Raw genomic sequence first — 21,631 nt, forward strand, 5'->3', positions numbered from 1 at the left:
CGACACCACCCGTGATCCGACACCGCCCGTAATCAGACACCGCTCCAGGAGGTCCCGTGCCCGACGTCGTGTTCCCGCTCGATTCGACCCGCCGGTTCACCGATCAGGACAAGATCGGCCACAACCGCTGGCATCCGGACATCCCGCCCGTCGCGACGCTGAAACCGGGCGATTCCTTCCGCGTGCACTGCCGCGAATGGTTCGACGGTGAGATCCACAACGACGATTCCGCCGACGACATCCGCAATGCCCCGCTGCACATCGTGCACGCGTTGTCGGGACCGTTCGCCGTGGAAGGTGCCAAGCCCGGCGACCTGCTGATCGTCGACATCCTCGACCTCGGCCCGATCCCGCAGGAGGACTCGGGTCCGCTCGCCGGACAGGGTTGGGGATACACGGGCATCTTCGCGAAGACGAACGGCGGGGGCTTCCTCACGGACCAGTTCCCCGACGCCTACAAGGCGGTCTGGGACTTCTCCGGTCAGAAGGCGACGAGCCGTCACGTGCCCCATGTGTCGTTCACCGGCATCGTGCATCCCGGTCTGATGGGGACGGCACCGTCGCACGAACTGCTGTCGACGTGGAACACCCGGGAAGCGGCGCTGATCGCGACGGATCCCGACCGTGAACCGGCGCTGGCGCTGCCGCCCGAGCCGAACGGCGCCATCCTCGGCAGCCTGTCGGGCGCCGACTTCGACCGGGTCGCGGCCGAAGCGGCGCGCACCGCTCCGCCCCGGGAGAACGGCGGCAACCAGGACATCAAGAACCTCACGAAGGGAAGCCGGATCTTCTATCCGGTCTTCGTCGACGGAGCGAATCTGTCGGTCGGCGACCTGCACTTCTCGCAGGGCGACGGCGAGATCACCTTCTGCGGTGCCATCGAGATGGGTGGTTTCATCGACCTGCGCGTCGACCTGATCCCCGGCGGCATGGAGACCTACGGGGTGAGCGAGAACGCCATCTTCATGCCCGGCAACACCGACCCGCAGTACTCCGAGTGGCTCGCGTTCTCCGGCACGTCCGTGACGCTCGACGGCGAACAGCGGTATCTGGATTCGCAATTGGCGTACCAGCGGGCCTGCCTGCACGCCATCGACTATCTGACGAAATTCGGCTACAGCCCCGAGCAGGCGTATCTCCTGCTCGGGGCTGCACCCATCGAGGGACGCTTGTCGGGTGTGGTGGACATCCCGAATTCGTGTGCCACGGTGTACCTTCCGACGGCGATCTTCGACTTCCCGGTCGCGCCCACCGCGTCCGGTCCGGTGACGATCGATCCGGGTATCGGAGCGCCGCGTTCGTCGGCGTGAGGGCCGCGAAAATCGTTTGTCGGGTAGGAGCGGGGCGCGTACCGTCCTCGGGTCGGTACATACGCGAACGAAAGGTGGTCCCGACCATGGACCCGCTCACCGAACGGGACATTCGAACATCCTTCGTCAACTGCTCCAAGGGTGATGCGAAGCGGCTTCCGGTGCCGCGCGATCTCGACGACCGGCCGTGGGACGAACTCGACTTCCTCGGCTGGACCGATCCGTCGTTCCCCGGTCGCGGCTACATCGTCGTCCCGCGCGACGGCGAACTCGTCGGCGTCGCCATGCGGTTCGAACAGCAGGGTTCCGGCAAGACGCAGATGTGCACGATCTGCCTCACCACCCACACGCGGGGCGGCATCGCGCTGATGACGGCGAACAAGGTCGGAGATTCGGGACGAGCGGGCAACGCGGTCGGGACGTACATGTGCATCGACCTGCAGTGTTCGTTGTATGCGCGCGGCAGGAAGAAGCCCGCCCTGGGGAGCCGCTACCGCGAGGACCTCGAGCCGGAGGAGAAGGCCGAACGTGCCCGCGAGAATCTCCGCGCGTTCGTCGACCGTCTGTACGGCTGAAGGGCTCGTCCGGCGTGCTCAGTGCGAGCCGGAGCTGCGCAGGTGGGCACGCTCGCCGTTGTGGTCGAGGATCGTGAGGATCTCCACCGGCCCGTCGTGTGCGCTGATCGCGTGCGGGGTCATCGTGGAGAACTCGGCGGCATTGCCCTCCTGGATGAGAATCGTCCGCTCGCCGAGCTGGAGCCGGGCCGTGCCGGACAGGACGGTGAACCATTCGTGCCCCGGGTGCACGGGGAGCGTGTCCGCCGGCCGCGGCTCCTGCAGCGTGATCCGCATCTTGGCGACGGTGACACCGCCCAGTGACCGTTCCCGCGACAACAGCCAGGTCGTGTACCCCGGCGTGTCGCACGGTTGGGGTCTGATCACCACGTCCTGGTCGTCGCCGGATTCGACGAGCTGGTCGATGGTGGTGTCGAGTGCCCGGGCGATCGGGACGAGCTGGTCGAGTGCGATTCTGCGGCGGCCCGTCTCGATGCGGCTCAGGTTCGACGGGCTGATGTGGCACCGGGCGGCGAGAGCGTCGAGTGTCCAGCCCTGCGCGAGTCGCAGGCTGCGGATGCGCTGACGGATGAGTCGGTCGAGATCGGACGATTCTTGCTCCATAGGCAAGAGTGTATGCGGAAAATGAATGATGCGTTCTAGCGTGGAGTCATGCACCACCACGCCCATGCCTCGCATCCACGACACGCACCGCACGACCCTGCCCACGACGAATCGATGGCAGAGGTGCTCGACCTCGACGCCGAGATGCATCGGCCCTACTTCGAGTCGTTGCTCGACCGGGTCGCCGGACAGCTCGCGCGGGAACCACGCGTCATCGTCGACATCGGCGCGGGGACGGGCACGGGCACACTCGCCCTGGCCCGCCGGTTCCGCCACGCCCAGCTCGTGGCTCTCGACCGATCTGCCGGAATGCTCGGCCGGATCCGGAAGACCGCTGAGCACAACGGGTTCGATGATCGGATCCGAACCGTCGAGGTGGACCTCGACGCAGGGCTGCCGGCGGTGGGTGCGATCGATCTGGGCTGGGCGGCGCTGTCCCTGCATCACATCGAGGATCCCGACGCGATACTCCGGCAACTGTTCGACTCGATGGAATCGGCCGGAGTGGTGGTGATCACCGAGATGGAATCGCAGCCACGCTTCCTGCCCGACGACATCGGTATCGGTGCACCGGGACTCGAAGCGAGATGCCACGAGGCCGTAGCGTCCCGAGGGTGGAACAGGTGGCCCGACTGGAGCGAGAATCTGCGTCGCGCCGGTTTCGAGATGATCGAGATCCGCCGCGACGAACTCGATGTCGACGTCGATGCCACCGTGCGTCGATACGCTCACGCGGTACTGAGCCGGATGCGCACCGCACTCGAACATGTCCTGTCCCCCGATGATCTCGACACGCTCGACCAGCTCACCGGCCACGGTCCCGACTCGGTACTGCACCGAACGGACCTGGTGGTCCGTACATCCCGAACCGTGTGGATCGCACGGGCAACGAAGGAGAAGAACCGATGAACACCCAGGAGAATCCCGCGAAAGAGGACTACGACGTCGTCGTGATCGGCGGTGGCTCTGCCGGACTGAGCGCTGCCACCGCGCTGGCACGCTCGCGCCGCTCGGTGCTCGTCGTCGACGCCGGCGAACCACGCAACGCCCCCGCTGCGGCCGCACACAACGTGCTCGGGCACGAAGGCATCGCGCCGACCGAGCTCTTGGCGCTCGGACGAAAGGAAGCCGCCGGATACGGCGCCGAGATCCTGTCCGGGCGTGCCGAATCCGCTCGCCGTACCGAAACAGGATTCGAGATCGGTCTCGCCGGAGGCAAAGCCGTGCACGCACGCCGACTGATCCTTGCGACGGGACTGGCCGACGAGCTGCCCGACCTCCCCGGAGTGCGCGAACTGTGGGGCACGTCCGTCCTGCACTGCCCCTACTGCCACGGCTGGGAAGTCCGGGACCGGCGCATCGGCGTGATCGCGTCGGGTCCGATGAGCGTGCACCAGACCCTGTTGTTCCGTCAGCTCAGCGACGACGTCACGTTCTTCACCCACTCGGCACCTCCCTTGGAGGCCGAGGCCCGCGAACAACTCGAGGCGCGCGACGTCCGGATCGTCGACGGGGCGGTCGCGGAACTCCGCGCCGAGGGCGACGCGGTCCGTGCCGTGGTTCTCGAGGACGGCACCGAGTTCGACGTCGACGCCGTGGTGGTCGCACCGCGTTTCGTCGCCCGCGCCGAACTGTACGAGCAGCTCGGCGGGGCGGTCACCGATCATCCTGTGGGCACCTTCATCGAGACGGACCCGACGGGGAAGACCGCTCTGCCCGGCGTGTGGGCGGCAGGCAACTCGGCCGACCTCTCGGCGGTGGTCGTGGTCGCGGCAGGCACCGGCGTGATGACAGGGGCCGCCGTGAACGCCGATCTGATCGCGGAAGAAACTGCTGCGGCGGTGGAGAAACGAGCCGCCCGTCAGGATGTGCGGCTCTAACATCGATGCATGACGTCGACGCCCCCCACCCCGGGTGATCTCCCCGCGATCGGAAAGCCTGCGACTCGCGCTCTGCTCGCCGAAGGAATCGGCACACTCGACGATGTCGCACGGCATTCGCGACGGGAACTGGCGGCGTTGCACGGGGTGGGGCCGAAGGCGCTCCGTATCCTCGAGGAAGCACTCGCCGAACGGGGACTCATCTTTGCCGAACAGCCCTGCCCGGCATACGAGACGGCCGGGTGAGCACAGGCTCACCCGGCCGATGCGTGATCTGCGTCGGCACGGGTCGCACGCGAGGCCTCCCGCTGCGCTGTTCGACATGATCGTGCGGTCCGGATCCACCGGGGTGCGTCGTGATCAGGCGGGAGGGACAGGTGTCGGAAGGTGGTACGGACAGGACGCCGCGTCGGCGCGCGGGTAGGTGGATCCTGATGGTTCTCGTCGTGGTGATCGTCGTCGGGGCGGCGGCGTTCGTCCTGACCCCCGTGCCGGGAGCGCTGGTGGTGCGGAAGGTGTTCGAACGCGACGCACGAGAGCTGACGGCGAAGCTCGCGGTGGAGGCGCCGGAGACGGACCTCGTGGCAGATCTCCGGTATCGGGGGGACGACCCCGACGCCTTCCTCGACGTGTACACGCCGCCGGGCACCACCGAAGCGCTGCCGACGATCGTGTGGACCCACGGCGGCGCATGGTTGTCGGGCGACCGCACCAACTACGCCGGCTACTACCGGCGTCTGGCCGGCGCGGGGTTCACCGTCGTGTCGGTCGGCTACTCGCCGGCACCCGGCCACCGCTATCCGACGCCGGTGCGGCAACTCGTCGACGCCCAGAGCTATCTGCTCGAGCACGCCGGCGAACTGCACATCGACACCGACCGGATCGTGCTCGCCGGTGATTCGGCCGGGGCGCAACTGTCCGCCCAGATCGCCGCGGCGATCACCGACACCGACTACGCCGAGGCTCTCGGTGTCGACCCGGCCTTCACCCCGGACCAGGTCCGCGGCGTGGTGCTCAATTGCGGCATCTACGACGTGTCCGCACTCGGCGGGGGCGGCGGGCTGATCGGATGGGGTGTCGAACAGGCGATGTGGGCCTACACCGGTGCTCGCGACTTCGCCTCGTCGGATGCGGCGCGGCAGATGTCGGTCCTGGACTCGGTCACCGAGAATTTCCCCGCCACCTACATCTCGGGTGGCAACGCCGATCCGCTCACCGCCACCCAGTCCGGGCCGCTGTCACGGCGGCTCACCGGGCTGGGTGTACAGGTGGATGCGTTGTTCTATCCGGACGACCACACACCGGAACTGGGACACGAGTACCAGTTCGATCTGTCCACGCCGGACGCTCGCGCTGCCCTCGAGCGGACGATCGACTTCGTCCGCAAGGTCACGACCTAGCGCGCGGGGATCTCGGCGACGACACGTTCGGCGAGCGGACGCGAGGAAGCCGGGTTCTGGCCCGTGTACAGGACGCGGTCGACCACGACGTACGGTTCCCACGCACCTGCGGACGAGAAGACGGCACCGGCCTCCTGGAGGCGGTCCTGCAGCAGCCAGGGCGCCTTGTCGGCCAACCCGGCCTGGACCTCCTCGATGTTCGTGAAGGACGTCAACCGGTAACCCTCGAACAACCAGCGGCCACCGGAGCCGTGGGCGGGCAGCAGGGCGGCGGGGGCGTGGCACACCATCGCCACCACCTTGTCGGCCTCGACGAAGTGCCGGACGAGTTCACCGAACCGCTCGTCGACGGCGAGATCCTCCATCGGAGCGTGGCCGCCGGGTACGAACAGCAGATCGAAGTCCTCGGCACGCTGATCCTCGAGCACTGCCGCACCGGCCAGCACCGGTTGCAGCTTCTCGAGCGATGCCTTCAGGTCGGCCACGCGGTCCTCCCCGCCGGCGGCGTCGGGTTCGAGGCTGGCCTGGTCCACGACCGGCGTGCGACCGCCGGGGGTGGCGACGGTGATGTCGTATCCGGCCTCGTCGAAGACGGTGTACGGCTCGACGAGCTCCTCCGCCCAGAATCCGGTGGGGTGGCGGGTGCCGTCCTGCAAGGTCCAATGATCGGCGGCACTGACGACGAACAGGATACGAGTCATTGTGGTTCCTTTCGGGAGAACGTAGAGGTCGCGTACCCGCTGCCGGCAGCGCCGACACAGGGCAGGGGGAACGGTCGCGGGATCCGCGAGTGAGACGACGATCGCCGGGCCCTCGAGGGACCCGGCGATCGTGTGACGGAACTGGAGAGGCGGCGGATCAGACGCCGACCACCTCCTGCGCGATCGCGGCCAGACGGGTCTGGGCCGCGGAGACCACGCCGTGTCGTGCCTTGTGTGCTTCCTCGTAGGCGACGATCGCCCGGATGTCCGCGGGCTCGGTCAATTCCTTGACCGCCGCCACGGCCTTCGGGACGGTGAGATCGTCGTAATTGCGGATCGGCAGTTCCTCCTCGGTGAGGACACCGGAGGCGGTGCGTGCCTTGTGCAGGGCGTCGGCGGCGCCGTCGGCACCTTCGCGCCGACTCACCCGTTCGGCCGTCTCGAGGGCGGCATCCCGCGAGGCGCCGATGGTCTTGGCTGCCACGTCACCGGCATGCGCGCCGCGGGAGAGCAGCGACTCGATGCGGGGCCGCGTCGAACGGGCGACGTCGATCGCACGATCGATCCCGCGCGTCGACCAGGTGACCGGCGTGTTGACCAGGCGGACTGCCGCACCGGCCGCGGCCTGCAGCGGTGTACGACGCAGGGCGGCGGGACCGCCGAGCGCTTCCTCCGCGATGACGGTGGTCAGCCACTCGACCGTGGCCGTGTGAGCGGTGATCAGGCGGTCCGCCAGCGAGACGATCGACTTGTGACCGCCCGCCGTGGCCAGGGCCTTCACGTAGCGCGCCCGATCGAGGAGTTGATGTTCGAGGGCGAGGTCCGACAACAGCGCTTCGTCGAACGGCTGCGCCTGTTCGGTGAGGGTCTTCACCATGATGGCGGCGCGACCGAGGAACGGCCCGACCACATCGGGAAGTCCGCCCAGATCGCGGATGGCTTCTTCGATCGCCACCGCACGGATGCGGCAGTTCTCGGCGTTCTCGGTCAGCTCCTTACGTACCGCTTCGGTCCGGGCCTGCGCGACACGCGTTTCGGCGACCTGGGTTTCTGCATGGGTCAGTTCGTGGAGTGTGCGCAACTGGGTGAGCAACGCGGGAGTTCGGTTCTCTGTCATCGTGCGTTCGCCTCCTTCGCACTGGAAGAGTCGGTGATCTACCGACGAATTCACATCGATCGGAAAATGATGTGACAACTGTCGGCTACCCGGGCCCCGGAGCTGTTAACGTCGATGTGATTCACAACACACTCCATGGTCGGGTTCGGTGCTGTAATGACCACTCGGCGCACGCGAGTCACTTCGGTCCCGGTTTGGACCGGTTACTCACGGGGAAACTTCGGAGCACACCTTGACGTGAGATTTCGAGGCCGGAACGAGGCGCGGTCCGCCTGATACTCCAGGCGACCGGCGACCGTGAGGCGGCCGCAAGCAGCACGAGGAAAGCGGGGACGACACGATGACCACGGCAGCACCCGTCATGCCACCGGACGTGATCAGCGCTCCGGCGACGGCCGTTCCGTCACGATCGGTCGATACTCCCGCGCCGAAGATCGATGCCTCCGTGGAGGAAGTGAAGGCTCCGGCGGAGGAGATGCCGGCTCTGCTCGAGCACCCGATCGCGGGTCTGCTGATGTTCGTCGTCCTCGCCGTCTGTGGATTCGCAGCCGCCGCGGTGGTCGCGGGATCCTTGGCGGCCGGACTCGCTCTGGCGGGTGTCGTCGGAGGAGCTGCGGCGACTCTCGTCGCTGTTCTCTGACGTGGCAGAACGACACCGGTAGGCCCGTTTCGTCCAGATCCGGGTGGGAGGATATCGTCTCCGGTCATGTCCAAGGAATTCGTTTTCACGTCCACGCTCGACCACAGCGTCGAACGCGTCCACGGCGCTTTGACCAGCGAGGACTTCTGGAACAGCCGGTTGGCTGCGAGTCAGACCGGCGCGGGGCAGCTCGAGGTCGACTCCCGCCCCGGCACCTTCCGCGCGAAGGTCTCCGACCAGATGGACACCTCGGCTCTGCCCGCGATCGTCCGGGGCGTGGTGCGAGGACCTCTGATCATCGAGCGCACCGACGAGTGGGGCGGACTCGAGGGCGGTACCGCGCAGGGAACCCTCGCCGGCAGCACGTCGGGGCTGCCGATCACGATCGCGGCCCGTTCGGAGCTGCGCGGCAACGCGGCCGGCGGCACCGAGATCGAGGTGCGGGGCGAGGCCGCCGTCAAGGTTCCTGTCGTCGGCGGGCAGATCGAAGGCCTGATCGTCCAGCTCGTGGAGAGCATCGTCCAGAACGATCGGACCGATCTCGACAAGTGGCTCGCCGAGAACTGACCCGGGGGGTCCCCTGATCGGGCCGGCTCCCGATCGACGGGAAACCACCTCCTTCCGATGCCGCCGCACCTTTCGTCGAGGTGCGGCGGCATCGTCGTTCGCGGGATCGGCCGGCGACACGCCGGGCCGGGTCCGCGGTGCGGAGTGTGACCCGGGACACCATCGGATCATGTCGATGCCGTGGCACGAGGACGGCGGCTACGCGTGGGAACGCCGCGAGGCCGGATACACCTGGGATCAGATCGGCAGCGAACTCGGTTGCCCTGCCCATGTCGCACAGAATCTGGGGGAGCGGTACCACGCCGACGTCACCGCCGAGACGGCCGAGAACCAGTTGTCACTGTTCGACCTGTCGACGGAGACGTGATCCTCTCCCGGCGAGGTTCGCCCCGCCTGTAGCCCGTCCGCCGCCCGCCGCGCCCGCGACCTGCGGCGCCGTCGCCTGTCCGGACGGTGTGATAAGCCGTACCGGACGGGAACGAGCGACGACGAGGGAGATCGACGCGTGCTGATACTGCACCGTGCCGAGCGCACCGGCATCCTTGCGGACGCGCTGGCCGAGGTGCTCGCGAAACCCCTCGACGACCCGTTCGCGAGAGAGGTCGTCGCGGTGCCCGCGCGCGGTGTCGAAAGGTGGCTCACCCAGCGGTTGTCGGGCACGCTCGGTTCCTCCGACGGCGACGGGGTGGCCGCGAACATCGACTTCCCGTCCCCGACCCGCCTCGTCGACGAAGCACTCGCTGCCGCCTCCGGCATCGCCGCCGCCGACGACCCGTGGCACCCCTCCCGCATGCTGTGGTCGCTGCTCGGCGTGATCGACGAGTGTGTCGACGAAGCGTGGTGCGCCACTTTGGCGCGCCATCTCGGTCACGGCGCGGACGACCATCGGTCCGGGCGCCGGTACGCCACGGCCGCGCATCTCGCCCGCCTGATGCGCAGCTACGGACTCCAGCGCCCCGGGATGATCGCCCGGTGGGCGGCCGGGGAGGATGTCGACGGCACGGGTGCCCCGCTCGACGATCATCTCCGGTGGCAGGCGGAGTTGTGGCGACGTCTGCGCGCGCGCATCGGCGTCGACAGCCCGTCGCAGCGACTCGACGAACTGTGCGGCCGGTTGCGGGACGACCCGGGCGTCGTCGATCTGCCGGAGCGGCTCTCGATCTTCGGTCCCACCCGGCTCGACACCGTCCTCGTCGACGTGTTGTCCGCGCTCGGGCATCACCGCGACGTGCACATCTGGTTGCCGCACCCGAGTCCGGCGATGTGGGACGGGTCCGCCCGGCGCCCGGCGTCGATGCGCCGCGCCGACGATCACAGTGCCCTCGGGGTGCAGCATCCGTTGCTCGCCGCGCTGGGCCGCGACGTGCGCGAACTCCAAAGCCGGCTCTCCGGCCTCGACTGCACCGACCTCCTGCACGCTTCGCCCCCTCCGCCGGTGACTCTCCTCGGTCGGTTGCAGGCCGATCTCCGGGACGACCGGACTCCCGTGCACGGATCGGCCGAACCCGACGGAACCGTGATGATCCATGCGTGCCACGGCCCCACCCGGCAGGTCGAAGTTCTCCGCGAGTGCCTGTTGCATCTGTTCCGCGACGACCCCACTCTCGAACCGCGCGACGTCATCGTCATGTGCCCCGATGTCGAGACGTACGCCCCACTCGTCCACGCGGCCTTCGGCGCCGGGGTGGGGGAGCATCCCGGTCACACGCTGCGGGTCCGCCTCGCCGATCGCGGTCTGCGCCGGACAGACCCGGTGCTGTCGGTGGTCTCCGGACTCCTCGCGCTCGCCGACGGCCGGGTCACCGCCAGCGAGATTCTCGACCTCGCCGCCTCGGCTCCGGTGCGCCGGAAGTTCGGATTCGATGACGATCGACTCGAGCGCCTGCAGGAGTGGACCACCGAGGCCGGTGCCCGCTGGGGCCTCGGGCCGTGGCAGCGCAAGAGCTTCGGTCTCGGCGATTTCATGCAGAACACCTTCGGTGCGGCGCTGGATCGCATCCTGCTCGGTGTCGCCGCCGACGGCACGGACGGGGAGTGGCTGTCGCTGTCGTTGCCCCTCGACGACGTCGACAGCAACGACATCGACCTAGCCGGACGGTTCGCCGAGTTCATCGACCGGTTGACGGTGGTTCTGCTCCGGTTGCGCGGACCGCACCCCGCGGCGCGGTGGGCGGACGAACTCGGTTACGGCATCGACCTTCTCACCGATGTCCCCGCGGCCGACGCATGGCAGCTCACGCGCGCGCGTCGCGAGATCGGCGAGGCCGTCGAGCATGCCGGCGACACGCAGTTGTCCCTGAGCGATGTCCGGTCCATGCTCGCCTCCCGGCTCGCGGGGCGCCCGACGCGCTCGAACTTCCGGACGGGCGAACTCACGGTGTGCACCATGGTGCCGATGCGCTCGGTGCCGCATCGCGTCGTGGTGCTCCTCGGTCTCGACGACGACGTCTTCCCGCGCTCGGCGCACATCGACGGCGACGATGTCCTGACCCAGAATCCCTGTGTGGGAGAACGCGATCCGCGCAGCGAGGATCGGCAGCTACTCCTCGACGCACTGATGGCAGCGGAGGAGCGGGTGTTGCTGTTCCACACCGGTGCCGACGCCGTCACCGGAGCACTGCGCCCACCGGCGATTCCGCTCACGGAGGTGCGCGACGTGGTGGCGACGATGACCGGCGTCGAGGTCGACGACGACCGGATCGTGCGGCGTCATCCGTTGCAGCCGTTCGATCCGCGCAACTTCCGTGCCGACGACCCGTTCGGCTTCGGTGTCACCGCACTGGCGGGAGCGCGTGCCGGACAGGGCGGTTCGGAGGTGCGAGACCGATCGGGTGCGCTGCTCCTCGACGATCTTCCGGCCCCGGCGCGCACCGATGTCGATCTCGACGAGCTCGTCGCCTTCCTGACACATCCCACCCAGGGATTCCTCCGGCAGCGGCTCGGCTTGCGGATTCCCGACACCGACGAGGGCATCGCCGACGCGCTCGACGTCGAACTCGACGGTCTCGCGCAGTGGCAGCTGGGCGACCGCATGCTCGAAGCGCGGTTGGCGGGCATGTCCGCGGGGGCCTTCCAGGACGCGGAGTGGCGTCGCGGCACGCTGCCGCCCTTCGCGCTCGGCCGGAAGACCCTCGACGCGGTGAGCGACAACGTCGAACGTCTCGTGCACGCCTGTGCCGGGGTGCACACCGGCCGGGCCCGCACCGTCGACATCCGTGTGGATCTCGGCGACGGGCGTCGGCTCACCGGCACGGTGGGCGGTGTTCACGACGAGGTACTCGCCCGCAGTACGTACTCCAAGCTGTCGCCGAAACATCGCCTGGAAGCGTGGATCCGATTGCTCGCCGTCGTCGCATCGGGCCATCCGGGGCACTGGCGCGCGGTGACCACCGGACGCAGCCGGTCGCGGTCGTATCCGGCCTGGCGCTCGACCCTCCGTGCCCCGGACGACGCCGTCGAGGTGCTCACCGCACTGGTCGATCTGCGCGACCGCGGACTGTGCCGGCCGCTGCCGCTGGTGACGGGCACCTCGGCCGAGTACGCCGAGCGCCGCCACCGCGGCGATTCCGTGGAGATGGCGCTGTCGGCGGCCTCGAAGTCGTTCGGCGGCGCGTTCGGCGACAGGAAGGACCGGCACGTGAGGTATCTGTACGGGCCCGACGTGACGATAGGGCAGCTCACCGCCGACGCCCCGGCCGGTGCCGAGGCCGGCTGGTTCGACGACCCGACCCGTTTCGGTGTGCTCGCCCGGCGGTTGTGGGAGCCTCTGCTCGCCTCCGAGAACCAGGGGCGCCCGTGAGAGAAGGGACGCCCGTGAGAGAAGGACACAGCGTGCCCGACAGTGCCATCACCGATCCGCGAGCGGTGGGCGGTCCGCCGCCGGAAGGTTTCGATCTGCTCGGGCCGCTCCCGAGCGGTACGACCGTGCTCGAGGCCAGTGCGGGAACAGGCAAGACGTACGCCATCGTGGGGCTCGCCACCCGGTTCGTCGCCGAAGGGCACGCCCGTTTGTCCGACCTGCTGCTCGTCACGTTCAGCCGGGCCGCCACGCAGGAACTCCGCGAACGCACGCGGAACCGGTTCGCGCAGGTCGCCACGGCTCTCGCCGATCCCGGCAGTGCGCGGCTCAGCAGCGACGTGCTCGTCCGTCACCTCGCGAGCGAGGACGTCGACGCGCGGCGGGCCCGACTGCGACAGGCATTGTCCGACTTCGATTCCGGCACCATCTCCACCACGCACGGCTTCTGCCGCCGCATGCTCGACGAGCTCGGGATCGCCGGGGAGCGCGAACCCGACGTGACGGTCGTGGAGGACGTCGACGACCTGCGGGTGGACGTCGTTGCCGATCTCTACCTGCAGCGCTACGGCCGGGGGCAGGCTCCCATCACCTACGCCGAGGCGGCAGTCGCCGCGAAGGAGGCGATCTTCGATCCGCAGGCCGAGCTCGCCCCGAGCGACGCCGACGGCACCGCGGCCGGCGAACGCGTCGAGTTCGCGCATGCTGTCCGGAAAGAGGTCGAACGACGCAAGCGACGGCTGGGTCTGCGCGACTTCGACGACCAGCTGTCCTTGCTCCACGCGGTCCTCGGCGATCCCGAGCACGGCGACGCCGCCTGCCGGCGGATGCGTACGCGTTTCTCCGTCGTCCTCGTCGACGAGTTCCAGGACACCGACCCGAAGCAGTGGGAGATCCTGCGCCGGGCGTTCCACGGGCACAGCACACTCGTGCTCGTCGGCGACCCGAAGCAGGCCATCTACGCGTTCCGCGGTGCGGAAGTGCTCAGCTATCTCGACGCGGTCTCCGAATCCGACACCTACTGCGAGCTGACCACCAACTGGCGCAGCGACGGCGATCTGGTCCGGGCGCTCGAACATGTCCATCTCGGCGCCGCGCTCGGTGATCCCCGCATCGTGGTGAACCCGGTGAAAGCCGCTGCGGCCGAGTCCCGGCTCTCGGGCATCGCGCCCCTGCGGGTACGTCATCTGCCTCGCGCCGGCGCCGGTCCGCTCAACGACTGGGGTTTCCCTCAGAACCTCGACGGCCTCCGCGGGCGGGTCGCCCGCGACGTCGCGGCCGACATCGTGCGCCTGCTCGACGACGAGAACGTCACCGTCGACCTCGGTGCCGGGCCGAAACGCGTGCAACCCGGCCACATCGCCGTCCTGGTGCGCAAACACAAGCAGGTGGCGCTGGTCCACGACGCGCTGACGAAGGCGAACGTGCCGTGTGTGGTCGCCGGTGGCACGAGTGTGTTCGCCACACCGTCCGCGCAGCACTGGCTGTGGGTGCTCTACGCGCTCGAACAGCCCCACCGCGCCGACCGGGTCCGACTCGCGGCGCTCACCCCGCTGCTCGGCCGCACGATGGCCGACATCGATTCGGAGGGCGAAGCGCTGGTCGTGGAGGTCGGCGGACTGCTCCGCGAACTGAACGACGTCTACGCCCGCTCCGGTTTCGCCGCTGTCTTCGAACGGCTCGCGTCCTTCGGTTCGGTGGAAGCCCGCCTTCTCGACGAACCGTCCGGGGAACGCACCCTCACCGACATCCGTCACGTCGCACAGCTGCTCGAGGACGTCGCCTCGGCGCAGTCGCTGGGTCCGGCCGCCCTCACCCGCTGGCTCGAGGATCGCATCAACGATCCCGACCGCGGTGGGGCCGACCGGATCCGACGCCTCGACAGCGACGCCGCGGCGGTCCAGATCCTCACCGTGCACGGCAGCAAGGGACTCGAGTTCCCCGTCGTCCACGTCCCGTACGGGTGGGATGCCGCGAAGAACCCCGAACCCGACAAGCTGCTGCTGCACGAGAACGGGCGCCGCATCCTCGATGTGGGCGGCAAGAGCGGACCCGGCTACGTCGCGCGGCGCCGCCTGCACGAACTCGAGGAGGCCGGGGAGGAACTGCGCCTGTTGTACGTGGCGGTGACGCGTGCGCAGTGTGCGCTGACCCTCTGGTGGGCACCGTCCACCCCCACCTCTCGGTCGCCGCTGCACCGGTTGCTGTTCGCTCGCGAGCCCGGTTCGGCGGAGATCGCCGCGGAAGGCCGGATCGGCCACGACGAGGCCATGGCCGAGGAGTTCGACAGGTGGGCCGCGCGCGCCGATGGGGTCATCGCCGCCGAAGCGGTGGGGCCGCATCCGATTCCGGTGCTGCGCTGGACCCGCCCCCGCGTGGAGACCGGACCGCTCGCCGCCGCCCGCTTCGATCGGGTCGTCGACGAAAGTTGGCGCCGGACTTCCTATTCGGCGCTCACCGCCTCGGTGCACGATGCGCCCGGGATGGGTAGCGAAGTCGAAGAGCCGGTGACGACCGACGAGCCGGGTGAGCCTCCACTGAGCGCCGAACCGGGGGGCGCAGGCATTCCGTCGCCGATGAACGGCCTGCCCGGCGGCACGGTGTTCGGCACGTTGGTGCACGCGGTCCTCGAAGTCGTCGACACTTCGGCCGCCGATCTCGAGGCCGAACTGCTCGACTGCTGCCGCGAGACGGTGCGCCGCCAGATGTCGCCGATCGATCCCGCGCAGCTCGCGGCGGCGTTGCTCCCGGTGATGCGCACCCCGCTCGGGCCGCTCGGCCGGACCCTCGCCGACTTCGCCCCGTCCGACCGGCTCTCCGAACTCGACTTCGAGTTGCCGCTGACGGGAGGCGAGCGCCCGCTGCCCGTCACCGTCACCCTCGATGCGGTCGGCGGACTGTTGCGGCGGCACCTGCCCGCCGACGATCCGATGGCGGCCTACGCCGATCCGGTGCGCGCCCTCGAACCCGTGCCGCTGCGGGGTTATCTCAACGGCAGCATCGACGCCGTACTGCGTACCGAGGGGCCGCGATTCGTCGTCGTCGACTACAAGACCAACCGGCTCGCGCCCGTCGACGAGCTGACCACCGCCCACTACACCCGCGAGGCGATGGCGGCGGAGATGCTCCGTGCCCACTATCCGATGCAGGCCTTGCTCTATTCGGTTGCCCTGCACCGTTATCTGCGGTGGCGGATGCACAACTACGATCCGCACGTCCACCTCGGTGGCGTGCGGTATCTGTTCGTCCGCGGCATGGCCGGGCCGGACAGCCCACCCGGCAGTGGGGTGTTCGACTGGCATCCGCCGGCCGATCTCGTCACCGACCTGTCCGACCTTCTCGCCGGAAAGGCCGTGATCTCGTGATCGAGTCCATGACCGACGTTCGGATCGCCCAGCGCGGCAAGGGTGTTCTGCGGCAGTTCAACGAGGTGGGCGCACTCTCCGCCGCCGACGTGCACGTCGCTCTGCGACTCGCGACGCTCGGCGGCGAGGACGACCCGCACGTGCATCTCGCCACCGCACTGGCGGTGCGTGCCGTCCGGTCCGGATCGGTGTGCCTCGACCTCACCCGGCTCCGCGAGGTCACCGTCGAGGAGGACGAGGACGGGCACCCCGTCGTCGATCCCGCGAGCCTGCCGTGGCCCCGCGACGAGGACGTGCTCGCGGCGTTGCGGCGTAGTCCCCTCGTGGTCGGCGGCGAGCGCGGGCCGCTGCGTCCGCTGCGCCTCGTCGACACCGCGGAAGGCCCGCTGCTCTATCTCGACCGGTATTTCCGGCAGGAACAGACGATCCGCCGGGTACTCGCCGAGCGCACGGCGACCTTCCCCGACCTCGACGAAGAGCGGATCGCGGCCACGCTCGACGAGTTGTTCCATCACCCCGACGATCCCGCCAGGCCCGCACCGGCACCCGACCGTCAGCGCGTCGCGGCGGCGCTCGCGGTCACCCGGCCGACCACGGTGATCGCCGGCGGACCTGGCACCGGCAAGACCCACACGGTCGCACGGATCCTCGCGCTGCTCACCCGTCTGTACGGGCACGACCTTCGTATCGGTCTCGCTGCTCCCACCGGAAAGGCCGCCGCGCGCTTGCAGGAGTCGGTGCGCGAGCAGGAGGCGGAACTGGGTCTGCCGTCGAATCTCACGGCCATGACCGTGCACCGGATGCTCGGCTGGCAGCGCGGACGTACGCGCCTCCGTTACCACACGGGCAACCATCTGCCGTACGACGTGATCGTCGTCGACGAGACGTCGATGGTGTCGCTGACGATGATGTGCCGTGTGCTCGAGGCGGTGCGGCCCGACACCCGGCTGGTGCTGGTGGGCGACCCCGATCAGCTCGCGTCCGTCGACGCGGGTGCGGTGCTGGCCGACCTGGTGGCCCGGCCCGTGACGGGCACACTCGACCCGGTCTTCGAGCGGATCGTCATCCGCGATCTGGTGGCGGAGGGGGATCCTGCCGAAGAAAAGGGCTTCTCGGACAAGGAGCGCGACCGGTTGCGTGGCGGCGTCGTGCGCCTCAGCCGGGGACGCCGGTTCGGTGGTGCGATCGCGGATCTGGCGGTGGCCGTCCGCAAAGGGAACGGCGACGAGGTGCTCGACATCCTGCGCAGCGGCGACCCGCACGTCTCGTTCGTTCCTCCCCACGACCTCGACGCTCTGCGCGACGACATCGTCCGGTCCGCGGAGGAGGTCACCAAGGCCGCGGAGACGGGCGAGGTGAAGACGGCGCTGACACGGTTCGAGGAGCACCGGTTGCTGTGCGCGCACCGCGACGGTCCGGCCGGTGTGCAGTGGTGGGCGCGGCAGGCCGCCGAGTGGATCGGCGAGGCTGCGGGACAGCATCTCGACCCCGAGGGGTGGTATCCCGGCAGGCCCCTGCTCGTCACCGCCAACGACCACGACATGCAGATCTACAACGGCGACACCGGCGTGGTGGTGCGGCGCGGCGACGAACTCGTGGCGGCATTCGCGCGCGGCGAGACGCCGTTCGAACTGCGCCCGAGCCAGTTACCCGCGGTGAGCACCGTCTACGCGATGACGATCCACCGCAGCCAGGGCAGTCAGTACGGCACTGTGTCGGTGGTGTTGCCCGATTCCGGATCGGCGCTGCTCACTCGCGAACTGCTGTACACCGCCATCACGCGGGCGCGGTCGCACGTGCGGATCATCGGGACCGAGGACGCGGTACGCGCGGGTGTGGCCCGGCAGGTGCTCCGAGCGAGTGGGCTGCGGCGGGCGATCGACGTGTAGCCGATCGTCAGCGGTCGTCGGCGTCGGCACCGGACCGGGTGAGCACGAGACCGGTCCCGCCGATCCCGATGAGGCTGATCGCCAACGCCACGGACGGCCAGCCCTCGGTCTGCCAGTACACGTCTTCGAGGGTGATGAGCAGGGCTGCTTCGTCGACGATCAGGGCGAGGGCCACACCGAGGGCGAGACCCATCCAGGTCCGCGTCTTCGGCGACCGGTCGACCATGCCGTAGATCGCCACGCCGGCGAGCAGCAGGATGCCCCACAGGTAGTGGTGGAGGTGTACCCCGCCGGTGCTGATGTCGCCGAAACCCCTCGTGTCGATCTGAATGAGCCAGGTCACGAGGCGGGCACCGCCGAAGGTCACCGTGAAGGCCAGCCAGGCAAGGACGATCCCGCGGCGCGACGGATCTATCTGACTCCATCGCCGCGGAATCGAGATACGGGATCGGGTACCGTCCGATTCGTTAGATTTGCTCACTATTCCTGTCTACACCGCACGGCTTCGCGAGTCCGTCTCCACCACCGGACCGGACGTGGCATGCTCGAATCGGCGCGCACGACAGAGGACGAACGAGCCGAGCGATGGACTGGCTGGACGCGGACGGGTACACGATCGGGAGGCTGCTGGTCACCCGCGGACTCGCGGCGTTGTACGCCGTCGCCTTCCTCGCGGCGCTCCTGCAGTTCCGGGCGCTGATCGGGGAGCGCGGCATCCTTCCCGCCCCGCGCTTCCTCGCTCTCACGTCGTTCCGGCAGTCGCCGAGCCTGTTCCACTGGAGATACTCCGACGGGCTGTTCACCGCCGTCGCCGTGGTCGGTTTCGGGCTGGCCGTGGTGACGGTGCTCGGTGTCACCGAGCAGTTACCGCTCGTGGTCTCCATGCTCGTGTGGTTCGTGATGTGGCTGCTGTACCTGTCGATCGTCAACGTGGGGCAGGTCTGGTACTCCTTCGGATGGGAGTCGCTGCTGCTCGAGGCCGGGGTGCTCGCGATCTTCCTCGGCAATGCCGATACCGCGCCGCCGCTGCTCGTGTTGATCCTGCTGCGCTGGTTGCTGTTCCGGCTCGAATTCGGTGCCGGACTCATCAAGATGCGCGGCGACCGGTGCTGGCGCGACCTGACGTGCCTGTACTACCACCACGAAACCCAGCCGATGCCCGGCCCGTTCAGCCGGTACTTCCACCTTCTTCCGCGGCCGCTGCACAGGGCGGAGGTGGCAGGCAACCACGTCACCCAGCTCGTCGTGCCGTTCGGGTTGTTCCTGCCGCAACCGGTCGCCGGGATCGCCGCGCTGATCATGATCGTGACGCAGCTGTGGCTCGTGATCAGCGGCAACTTCGCGTGGCTCAACTGGATCACCATCGTCGTCGCGCTGTCGGCGGTGCCCGACAGCTTCTACGGGATACCGGTCGACGCGACGACGATCTACGGTCCGACCCCCATCGCATACACTGTCGCCGTGGTGGCGCTGACCGTGCTGGTCGCGGGGCTCAGCTACTGGCCGGTGACGAACATGATGTCGCGTCGGCAGGCGATGAACGCCTCGTTCAACAAGTGGCACTTCGTGAACACCTACGGCGCTTTCGGCACCGTCACCCGCACCCGGCGCGAGGTGATCGTCGAAGGCACATCCGATGCGGTCGTGACGCCGGCGACGGAATGGCGCGAGTACGAGTTCAAGGGCAAGCCGGGTGATGTGCGGCGGCGCCCACGCCAGTACGCGCCGTATCACCTGCGTCTGGACTGGCTGATGTGGTTCGCGGGAATCTCCCGCGACTACGCGGCGGGCTGGTTCCCGAGGTTCGCCGGGAAACTGCTCGAGAACGATCCCGCCACCGTGAAACTGCTCCGGCACAATCCGTTTCCGGACGAGCCGCCCCGGCTGGTGCGAGCACGCCTGTTCCGCTATCGCTTCGCGACGCGCGCGGAACGACGGGCGACGGGGCAGTGGTGGATGCGGGAGGAGATCGGCGACTTCATGATGCCGATGGCCCGGCACGACCTGCCCTGACCACGGCCCTCGCGATCACCAGACCTCGCCGCCTATGTCCGACACGGTGAATCCGTGCTCGTCCGTCTCGCAGGTGACACCCGTCTTCTCGTCGACGACGCAGGTGAACGGATCGACTGTGAGAGTGCGGCCGTAGGGCAGTGTCTTGGGGGCGCCACCGAACTCCATGAACGAGATCTCGCCGATGCCGACCCACTCGCCGGGGCCGTCCGCCGCGAGCATCAGGGCGTTGGCGGGCACTAGCATGTCCGGCGCACCACTGCCGGGGACCCGGGGCGCACTCGCCGGCATATCGCCCTGGCAGCCCGCGAGTGGGCTGGTGTGGACGAGGATGGCACACCCGAACCTGCCGCTCTCCGAGGTGAAGTAGTACACGCCGTCGGACGTGGCGGCGTAGTCGTCGGGATCGGCCGGCTTCGGCGCGGGGGTGGTCGTCGTCGACGGTGCCGACGACGTGGCAGTGGCGCGTGGTGCCCCGGTGGGTGTTTCGGACGCGATGGCTTCACCCTCGATGCTCCGCGAACAGCCCACCACGACGAGTGCCGCACCTGCGACGGCGACGAAGCTGACGAAGCGCGCCCGGCCACTGATCATGCGGGGCAGCATAACCGGCATCGAGATCGACGCAAGTTTCGTTCCTTCTGCTCGCCCACAGAGATCCTTGCGTCGCCGGGTCAGTCGCCCACCCGCTCTCCGGTCTCGGTGTGGAACAGGTGTACCGTACCTTCGCGCTTGCGCAGGTGCACGGTGTCGGCGAGACGGGCGGGGGTGCGGACCAGAGCACGCGCGACCACCTGGTTTCCGGTTCCCGGCACCCGCGTGTACAGGTACGACTCGCTGCCGAGTTCCTCGACGAGCTCGACGACGGCTTCGACGCCCTCGTCGGCGATCTCGAAGTCTTCCGGCCGGATTCCGGCGGTGACCTCCTCGATGCCCGCTGAGTGCAGTCGCGCGATGCGTGCGCGTTCGACGGGAATGACGGTGTTACCCACGACGACACCGTCGTCGACGACCTTCGCCGTGAGCAGATTCATCGACGGGGAGCCGATGAACCCGGCGACGAAGGCGTTGGCGGGGCGGTCATAGAGTTCGGTCGGGCTCGAGAACTGCTGCAGCACTCCGTTCTTCAGGACCGCGACGCGATCGCCCATGGTCATCGCCTCCACCTGATCGTGGGTGACGTACACGGTGGTGGTGCCGAGACGGCGCTGCAGTGCCGCGATCTCGGTGCGGGTCTGCACGCGCAGTTTCGCATCGAGGTTCGACAGTGGCTCGTCCATGCAGAACACCTGAGGCTCACGCACGATCGCGCGTCCCATCGCCACGCGCTGACGCTGACCACCTGACAGCTTGGCCGGCTTGCGGTCGAGGAAAGGGGTGAGGTCCAGGATCTTCGCTGCCTCCTCGACCTTGCGGCGACGTTCGTCCGCGCTCACCCCGCGCATCTTCAGGGCGAATCCCATGTTCTCGGCGACCGTCTTGTTGGGATACAGGGCGTAGTTCTGGAAGACCATCGCGATGTCGCGGTCCTTCGACGGCACGCCGGTCATGTCCTTGCCACCGATGGAGATCGACCCCTCGTCGATGTCCTCGAGTCCCGCGAGCATGCGCAGCGCGGTGCTCTTGCCGGAGCCGGACGGCCCGACGAGGACCACGAACTCGCCGTCCTCGATGTCGAGGTTCAGCGAATCGACCGCGAAGGTGTCGGAGTTCTCGTAGATGCACGAGGCGTTGCGGTAGGTGATGTCGGCCATGAGGGAAGTCCTTGCTGGTAG

The 21,631-nt window shown here is 68.6% G+C and carries 19 protein-coding genes; 13 read left to right on the top strand and 6 right to left on the bottom strand.

The window, feature by feature from the left end:
* Positions 1–56: 56 nt before the first annotated feature.
* Together fmdA and PV766_RS09880 are read left to right on the top strand one after the other, a co-directional pair.
* Positions 57–1,310 carry a formamidase gene (fmdA, locus tag PV766_RS09875; RefSeq protein WP_064064751.1) on the top strand — a complete coding sequence of 418 codons (1,254 nt, stop codon included), beginning with the start codon at positions 57–59 and terminating at the stop codon, positions 1,308–1,310.
* 86 nt (positions 1,311–1,396) lie between these two features.
* Positions 1,397–1,885 carry an FBP domain-containing protein gene (locus tag PV766_RS09880; RefSeq protein WP_129976943.1) on the top strand — a complete coding sequence of 163 codons (489 nt, stop codon included), beginning with the start codon at positions 1,397–1,399 and terminating at the stop codon, positions 1,883–1,885.
* Positions 1,886–1,903: 18 nt separating this feature from the next.
* Here the strand turns inward: PV766_RS09880 and PV766_RS09885 are convergent, their stop codons facing one another.
* The gene (locus PV766_RS09885) at positions 1,904–2,488 is read right to left on the bottom strand and encodes a helix-turn-helix domain-containing protein (RefSeq protein WP_016932374.1); all 585 of its coding nucleotides are present in this window, start codon (positions 2,486–2,488) and stop codon (positions 1,904–1,906) included.
* A gap of 48 nt (positions 2,489–2,536) precedes the next feature.
* Between PV766_RS09885 and PV766_RS09890 the strand changes: the two genes are divergently transcribed.
* The 4 genes from PV766_RS09890 to PV766_RS09905 all read left to right on the top strand — a co-directional run bounded on the left by PV766_RS09890 (position 2,537) and on the right by PV766_RS09905 (position 5,768).
* On the top strand, positions 2,537–3,397 hold the full coding sequence (locus PV766_RS09890; protein WP_421096948.1) for a class I SAM-dependent methyltransferase: 861 nt from the start codon (positions 2,537–2,539) through the stop codon (positions 3,395–3,397).
* Entirely contained in the window at positions 3,394–4,368 is a 975-nt protein-coding gene (locus PV766_RS09895) for an NAD(P)/FAD-dependent oxidoreductase (RefSeq protein WP_064064756.1), read from the top strand. Before PV766_RS09890 ends, PV766_RS09895 begins: the two co-directional genes overlap by 4 nt.
* A 9-nt stretch (positions 4,369–4,377) precedes the next feature.
* Positions 4,378–4,614, top strand: a complete 237-nt coding sequence (locus PV766_RS09900) for a helix-hairpin-helix domain-containing protein (protein WP_129977698.1) — start codon at positions 4,378–4,380, stop codon at positions 4,612–4,614.
* A 131-nt stretch (positions 4,615–4,745) separates the two neighbouring features.
* Positions 4,746–5,768, top strand: coding sequence for an alpha/beta hydrolase (locus PV766_RS09905; RefSeq protein ID WP_129977697.1), 1,023 nt, complete (start codon positions 4,746–4,748; stop codon positions 5,766–5,768).
* Here PV766_RS09905 and PV766_RS09910 read toward each other — a convergent pair.
* Positions 5,765–6,469, bottom strand: coding sequence for a type 1 glutamine amidotransferase domain-containing protein (locus PV766_RS09910; protein WP_129977696.1), 705 nt, complete (start codon positions 6,467–6,469; stop codon positions 5,765–5,767). The two genes, PV766_RS09905 and PV766_RS09910, sit on opposite strands and share 4 nt — an antisense overlap.
* A gap of 157 nt (positions 6,470–6,626) precedes the next feature.
* The gene (locus PV766_RS09915; protein WP_064062291.1) at positions 6,627–7,586 is read right to left on the bottom strand and encodes a hypothetical protein; all 960 of its coding nucleotides are present in this window, start codon (positions 7,584–7,586) and stop codon (positions 6,627–6,629) included.
* Between the two features lie 340 nt (positions 7,587–7,926).
* Here PV766_RS09915 and PV766_RS09920 point away from each other — a divergent pair, with 340 nt between their 5' ends.
* The 6 genes from PV766_RS09920 (at position 7,927) to recD (ending at position 17,843) form a co-directional block, all read left to right on the top strand.
* Positions 7,927–8,226, top strand: coding sequence for a hypothetical protein (locus PV766_RS09920; protein ID WP_064062235.1), 300 nt, complete (start codon positions 7,927–7,929; stop codon positions 8,224–8,226).
* A 66-nt stretch (positions 8,227–8,292) separates the two neighbouring features.
* Positions 8,293–8,793 carry a DUF2505 domain-containing protein gene (locus tag PV766_RS09925; RefSeq protein WP_064062236.1) on the top strand — a complete coding sequence of 167 codons (501 nt, stop codon included), beginning with the start codon at positions 8,293–8,295 and terminating at the stop codon, positions 8,791–8,793.
* A gap of 169 nt (positions 8,794–8,962) precedes the next feature.
* Positions 8,963–9,160 carry a hypothetical protein gene (locus tag PV766_RS09930; RefSeq protein ID WP_064062237.1) on the top strand — a complete coding sequence of 66 codons (198 nt, stop codon included), beginning with the start codon at positions 8,963–8,965 and terminating at the stop codon, positions 9,158–9,160.
* Between the two features lie 138 nt (positions 9,161–9,298).
* Entirely contained in the window at positions 9,299–12,592 is a 3,294-nt protein-coding gene (gene recC, locus PV766_RS09935) for an exodeoxyribonuclease V subunit gamma (protein ID WP_421096949.1), read from the top strand.
* Positions 12,593–12,624: 32 nt separating this feature from the next.
* Entirely contained in the window at positions 12,625–15,954 is a 3,330-nt protein-coding gene (locus PV766_RS09940) for a UvrD-helicase domain-containing protein (RefSeq protein ID WP_421096950.1), read from the top strand.
* Between the two features lie 8 nt (positions 15,955–15,962).
* Positions 15,963–17,843 carry an exodeoxyribonuclease V subunit alpha gene (recD, locus tag PV766_RS09945; protein WP_421096951.1) on the top strand — a complete coding sequence of 627 codons (1,881 nt, stop codon included), beginning with the start codon at positions 15,963–15,965 and terminating at the stop codon, positions 17,841–17,843.
* A gap of 7 nt (positions 17,844–17,850) precedes the next feature.
* Here recD and PV766_RS09950 read toward each other — a convergent pair whose 3' ends face one another.
* Entirely contained in the window at positions 17,851–18,324 is a 474-nt protein-coding gene (locus tag PV766_RS09950) for a hypothetical protein (RefSeq protein ID WP_172506087.1), read from the bottom strand.
* Between the two features lie 104 nt (positions 18,325–18,428).
* On the opposite strand from PV766_RS09950, the gene PV766_RS09955 reads away from it, so the two are divergent.
* Positions 18,429–19,856 (top strand): lipase maturation factor family protein, encoded by a 1,428-nt coding sequence (locus tag PV766_RS09955; protein WP_421096952.1) that lies wholly within the window; start codon positions 18,429–18,431, stop codon positions 19,854–19,856.
* A 15-nt stretch (positions 19,857–19,871) separates the two neighbouring features.
* On the opposite strand, the gene PV766_RS09960 is transcribed toward PV766_RS09955, so the two are convergent.
* Together PV766_RS09960 and PV766_RS09965 are read right to left on the bottom strand one after the other, a co-directional pair.
* Positions 19,872–20,450 carry a hypothetical protein gene (locus PV766_RS09960; protein WP_245207747.1) on the bottom strand — a complete coding sequence of 193 codons (579 nt, stop codon included), beginning with the start codon at positions 20,448–20,450 and terminating at the stop codon, positions 19,872–19,874.
* A gap of 80 nt (positions 20,451–20,530) precedes the next feature.
* On the bottom strand, positions 20,531–21,610 hold the full coding sequence (locus PV766_RS09965) for an ABC transporter ATP-binding protein (RefSeq protein WP_064062243.1): 1,080 nt from the start codon (positions 21,608–21,610) through the stop codon (positions 20,531–20,533).
* Positions 21,611–21,631 lie beyond the last annotated feature (21 nt).

The organism is Rhodococcus sp. As11 (assembly GCF_048957735.1).
Lineage (GTDB): Bacteria > Actinomycetota > Actinomycetes > Mycobacteriales > Mycobacteriaceae > Rhodococcus > Rhodococcus gordoniae.

What these genes read in the sequence shown, in the direction of transcription:
- PV766_RS09880 (WP_129976943.1), top strand. Translation starts at nt 1,397, where the DNA reads ATGGACCCGCTCACCGAACGGGACATTCGAACATCCTTCGTCAACTGC.
- PV766_RS09885 (WP_016932374.1), bottom strand. Translation starts at nt 2,488, where the DNA reads ATGGAGCAAGAATCGTCCGATCTCGACCGACTCATCCGTCAGCGCATC.
- PV766_RS09890 (WP_421096948.1), top strand. Translation starts at nt 2,537, where the DNA reads ATGCACCACCACGCCCATGCCTCGCATCCACGACACGCACCGCACGAC.
- PV766_RS09895 (WP_064064756.1), top strand. Translation starts at nt 3,394, where the DNA reads ATGAACACCCAGGAGAATCCCGCGAAAGAGGACTACGACGTCGTCGTG.
- PV766_RS09900 (WP_129977698.1), top strand. Translation starts at nt 4,378, where the DNA reads ATGACGTCGACGCCCCCCACCCCGGGTGATCTCCCCGCGATCGGAAAG.
- PV766_RS09910 (WP_129977696.1), bottom strand. Translation starts at nt 6,469, where the DNA reads ATGACTCGTATCCTGTTCGTCGTCAGTGCCGCCGATCATTGGACCTTG.
- PV766_RS09915 (WP_064062291.1), bottom strand. Translation starts at nt 7,586, where the DNA reads ATGACAGAGAACCGAACTCCCGCGTTGCTCACCCAGTTGCGCACACTC.
- PV766_RS09920 (WP_064062235.1), top strand. Translation starts at nt 7,927, where the DNA reads ATGACCACGGCAGCACCCGTCATGCCACCGGACGTGATCAGCGCTCCG.
- PV766_RS09925 (WP_064062236.1), top strand. Translation starts at nt 8,293, where the DNA reads ATGTCCAAGGAATTCGTTTTCACGTCCACGCTCGACCACAGCGTCGAA.
- PV766_RS09930 (WP_064062237.1), top strand. Translation starts at nt 8,963, where the DNA reads ATGTCGATGCCGTGGCACGAGGACGGCGGCTACGCGTGGGAACGCCGC.
- recD (WP_421096951.1), top strand. Translation starts at nt 15,963, where the DNA reads ATGACCGACGTTCGGATCGCCCAGCGCGGCAAGGGTGTTCTGCGGCAG.
- PV766_RS09955 (WP_421096952.1), top strand. Translation starts at nt 18,429, where the DNA reads ATGGACTGGCTGGACGCGGACGGGTACACGATCGGGAGGCTGCTGGTC.
- PV766_RS09960 (WP_245207747.1), bottom strand. Translation starts at nt 20,450, where the DNA reads ATGATCAGTGGCCGGGCGCGCTTCGTCAGCTTCGTCGCCGTCGCAGGT.
- PV766_RS09965 (WP_064062243.1), bottom strand. Translation starts at nt 21,610, where the DNA reads ATGGCCGACATCACCTACCGCAACGCCTCGTGCATCTACGAGAACTCC.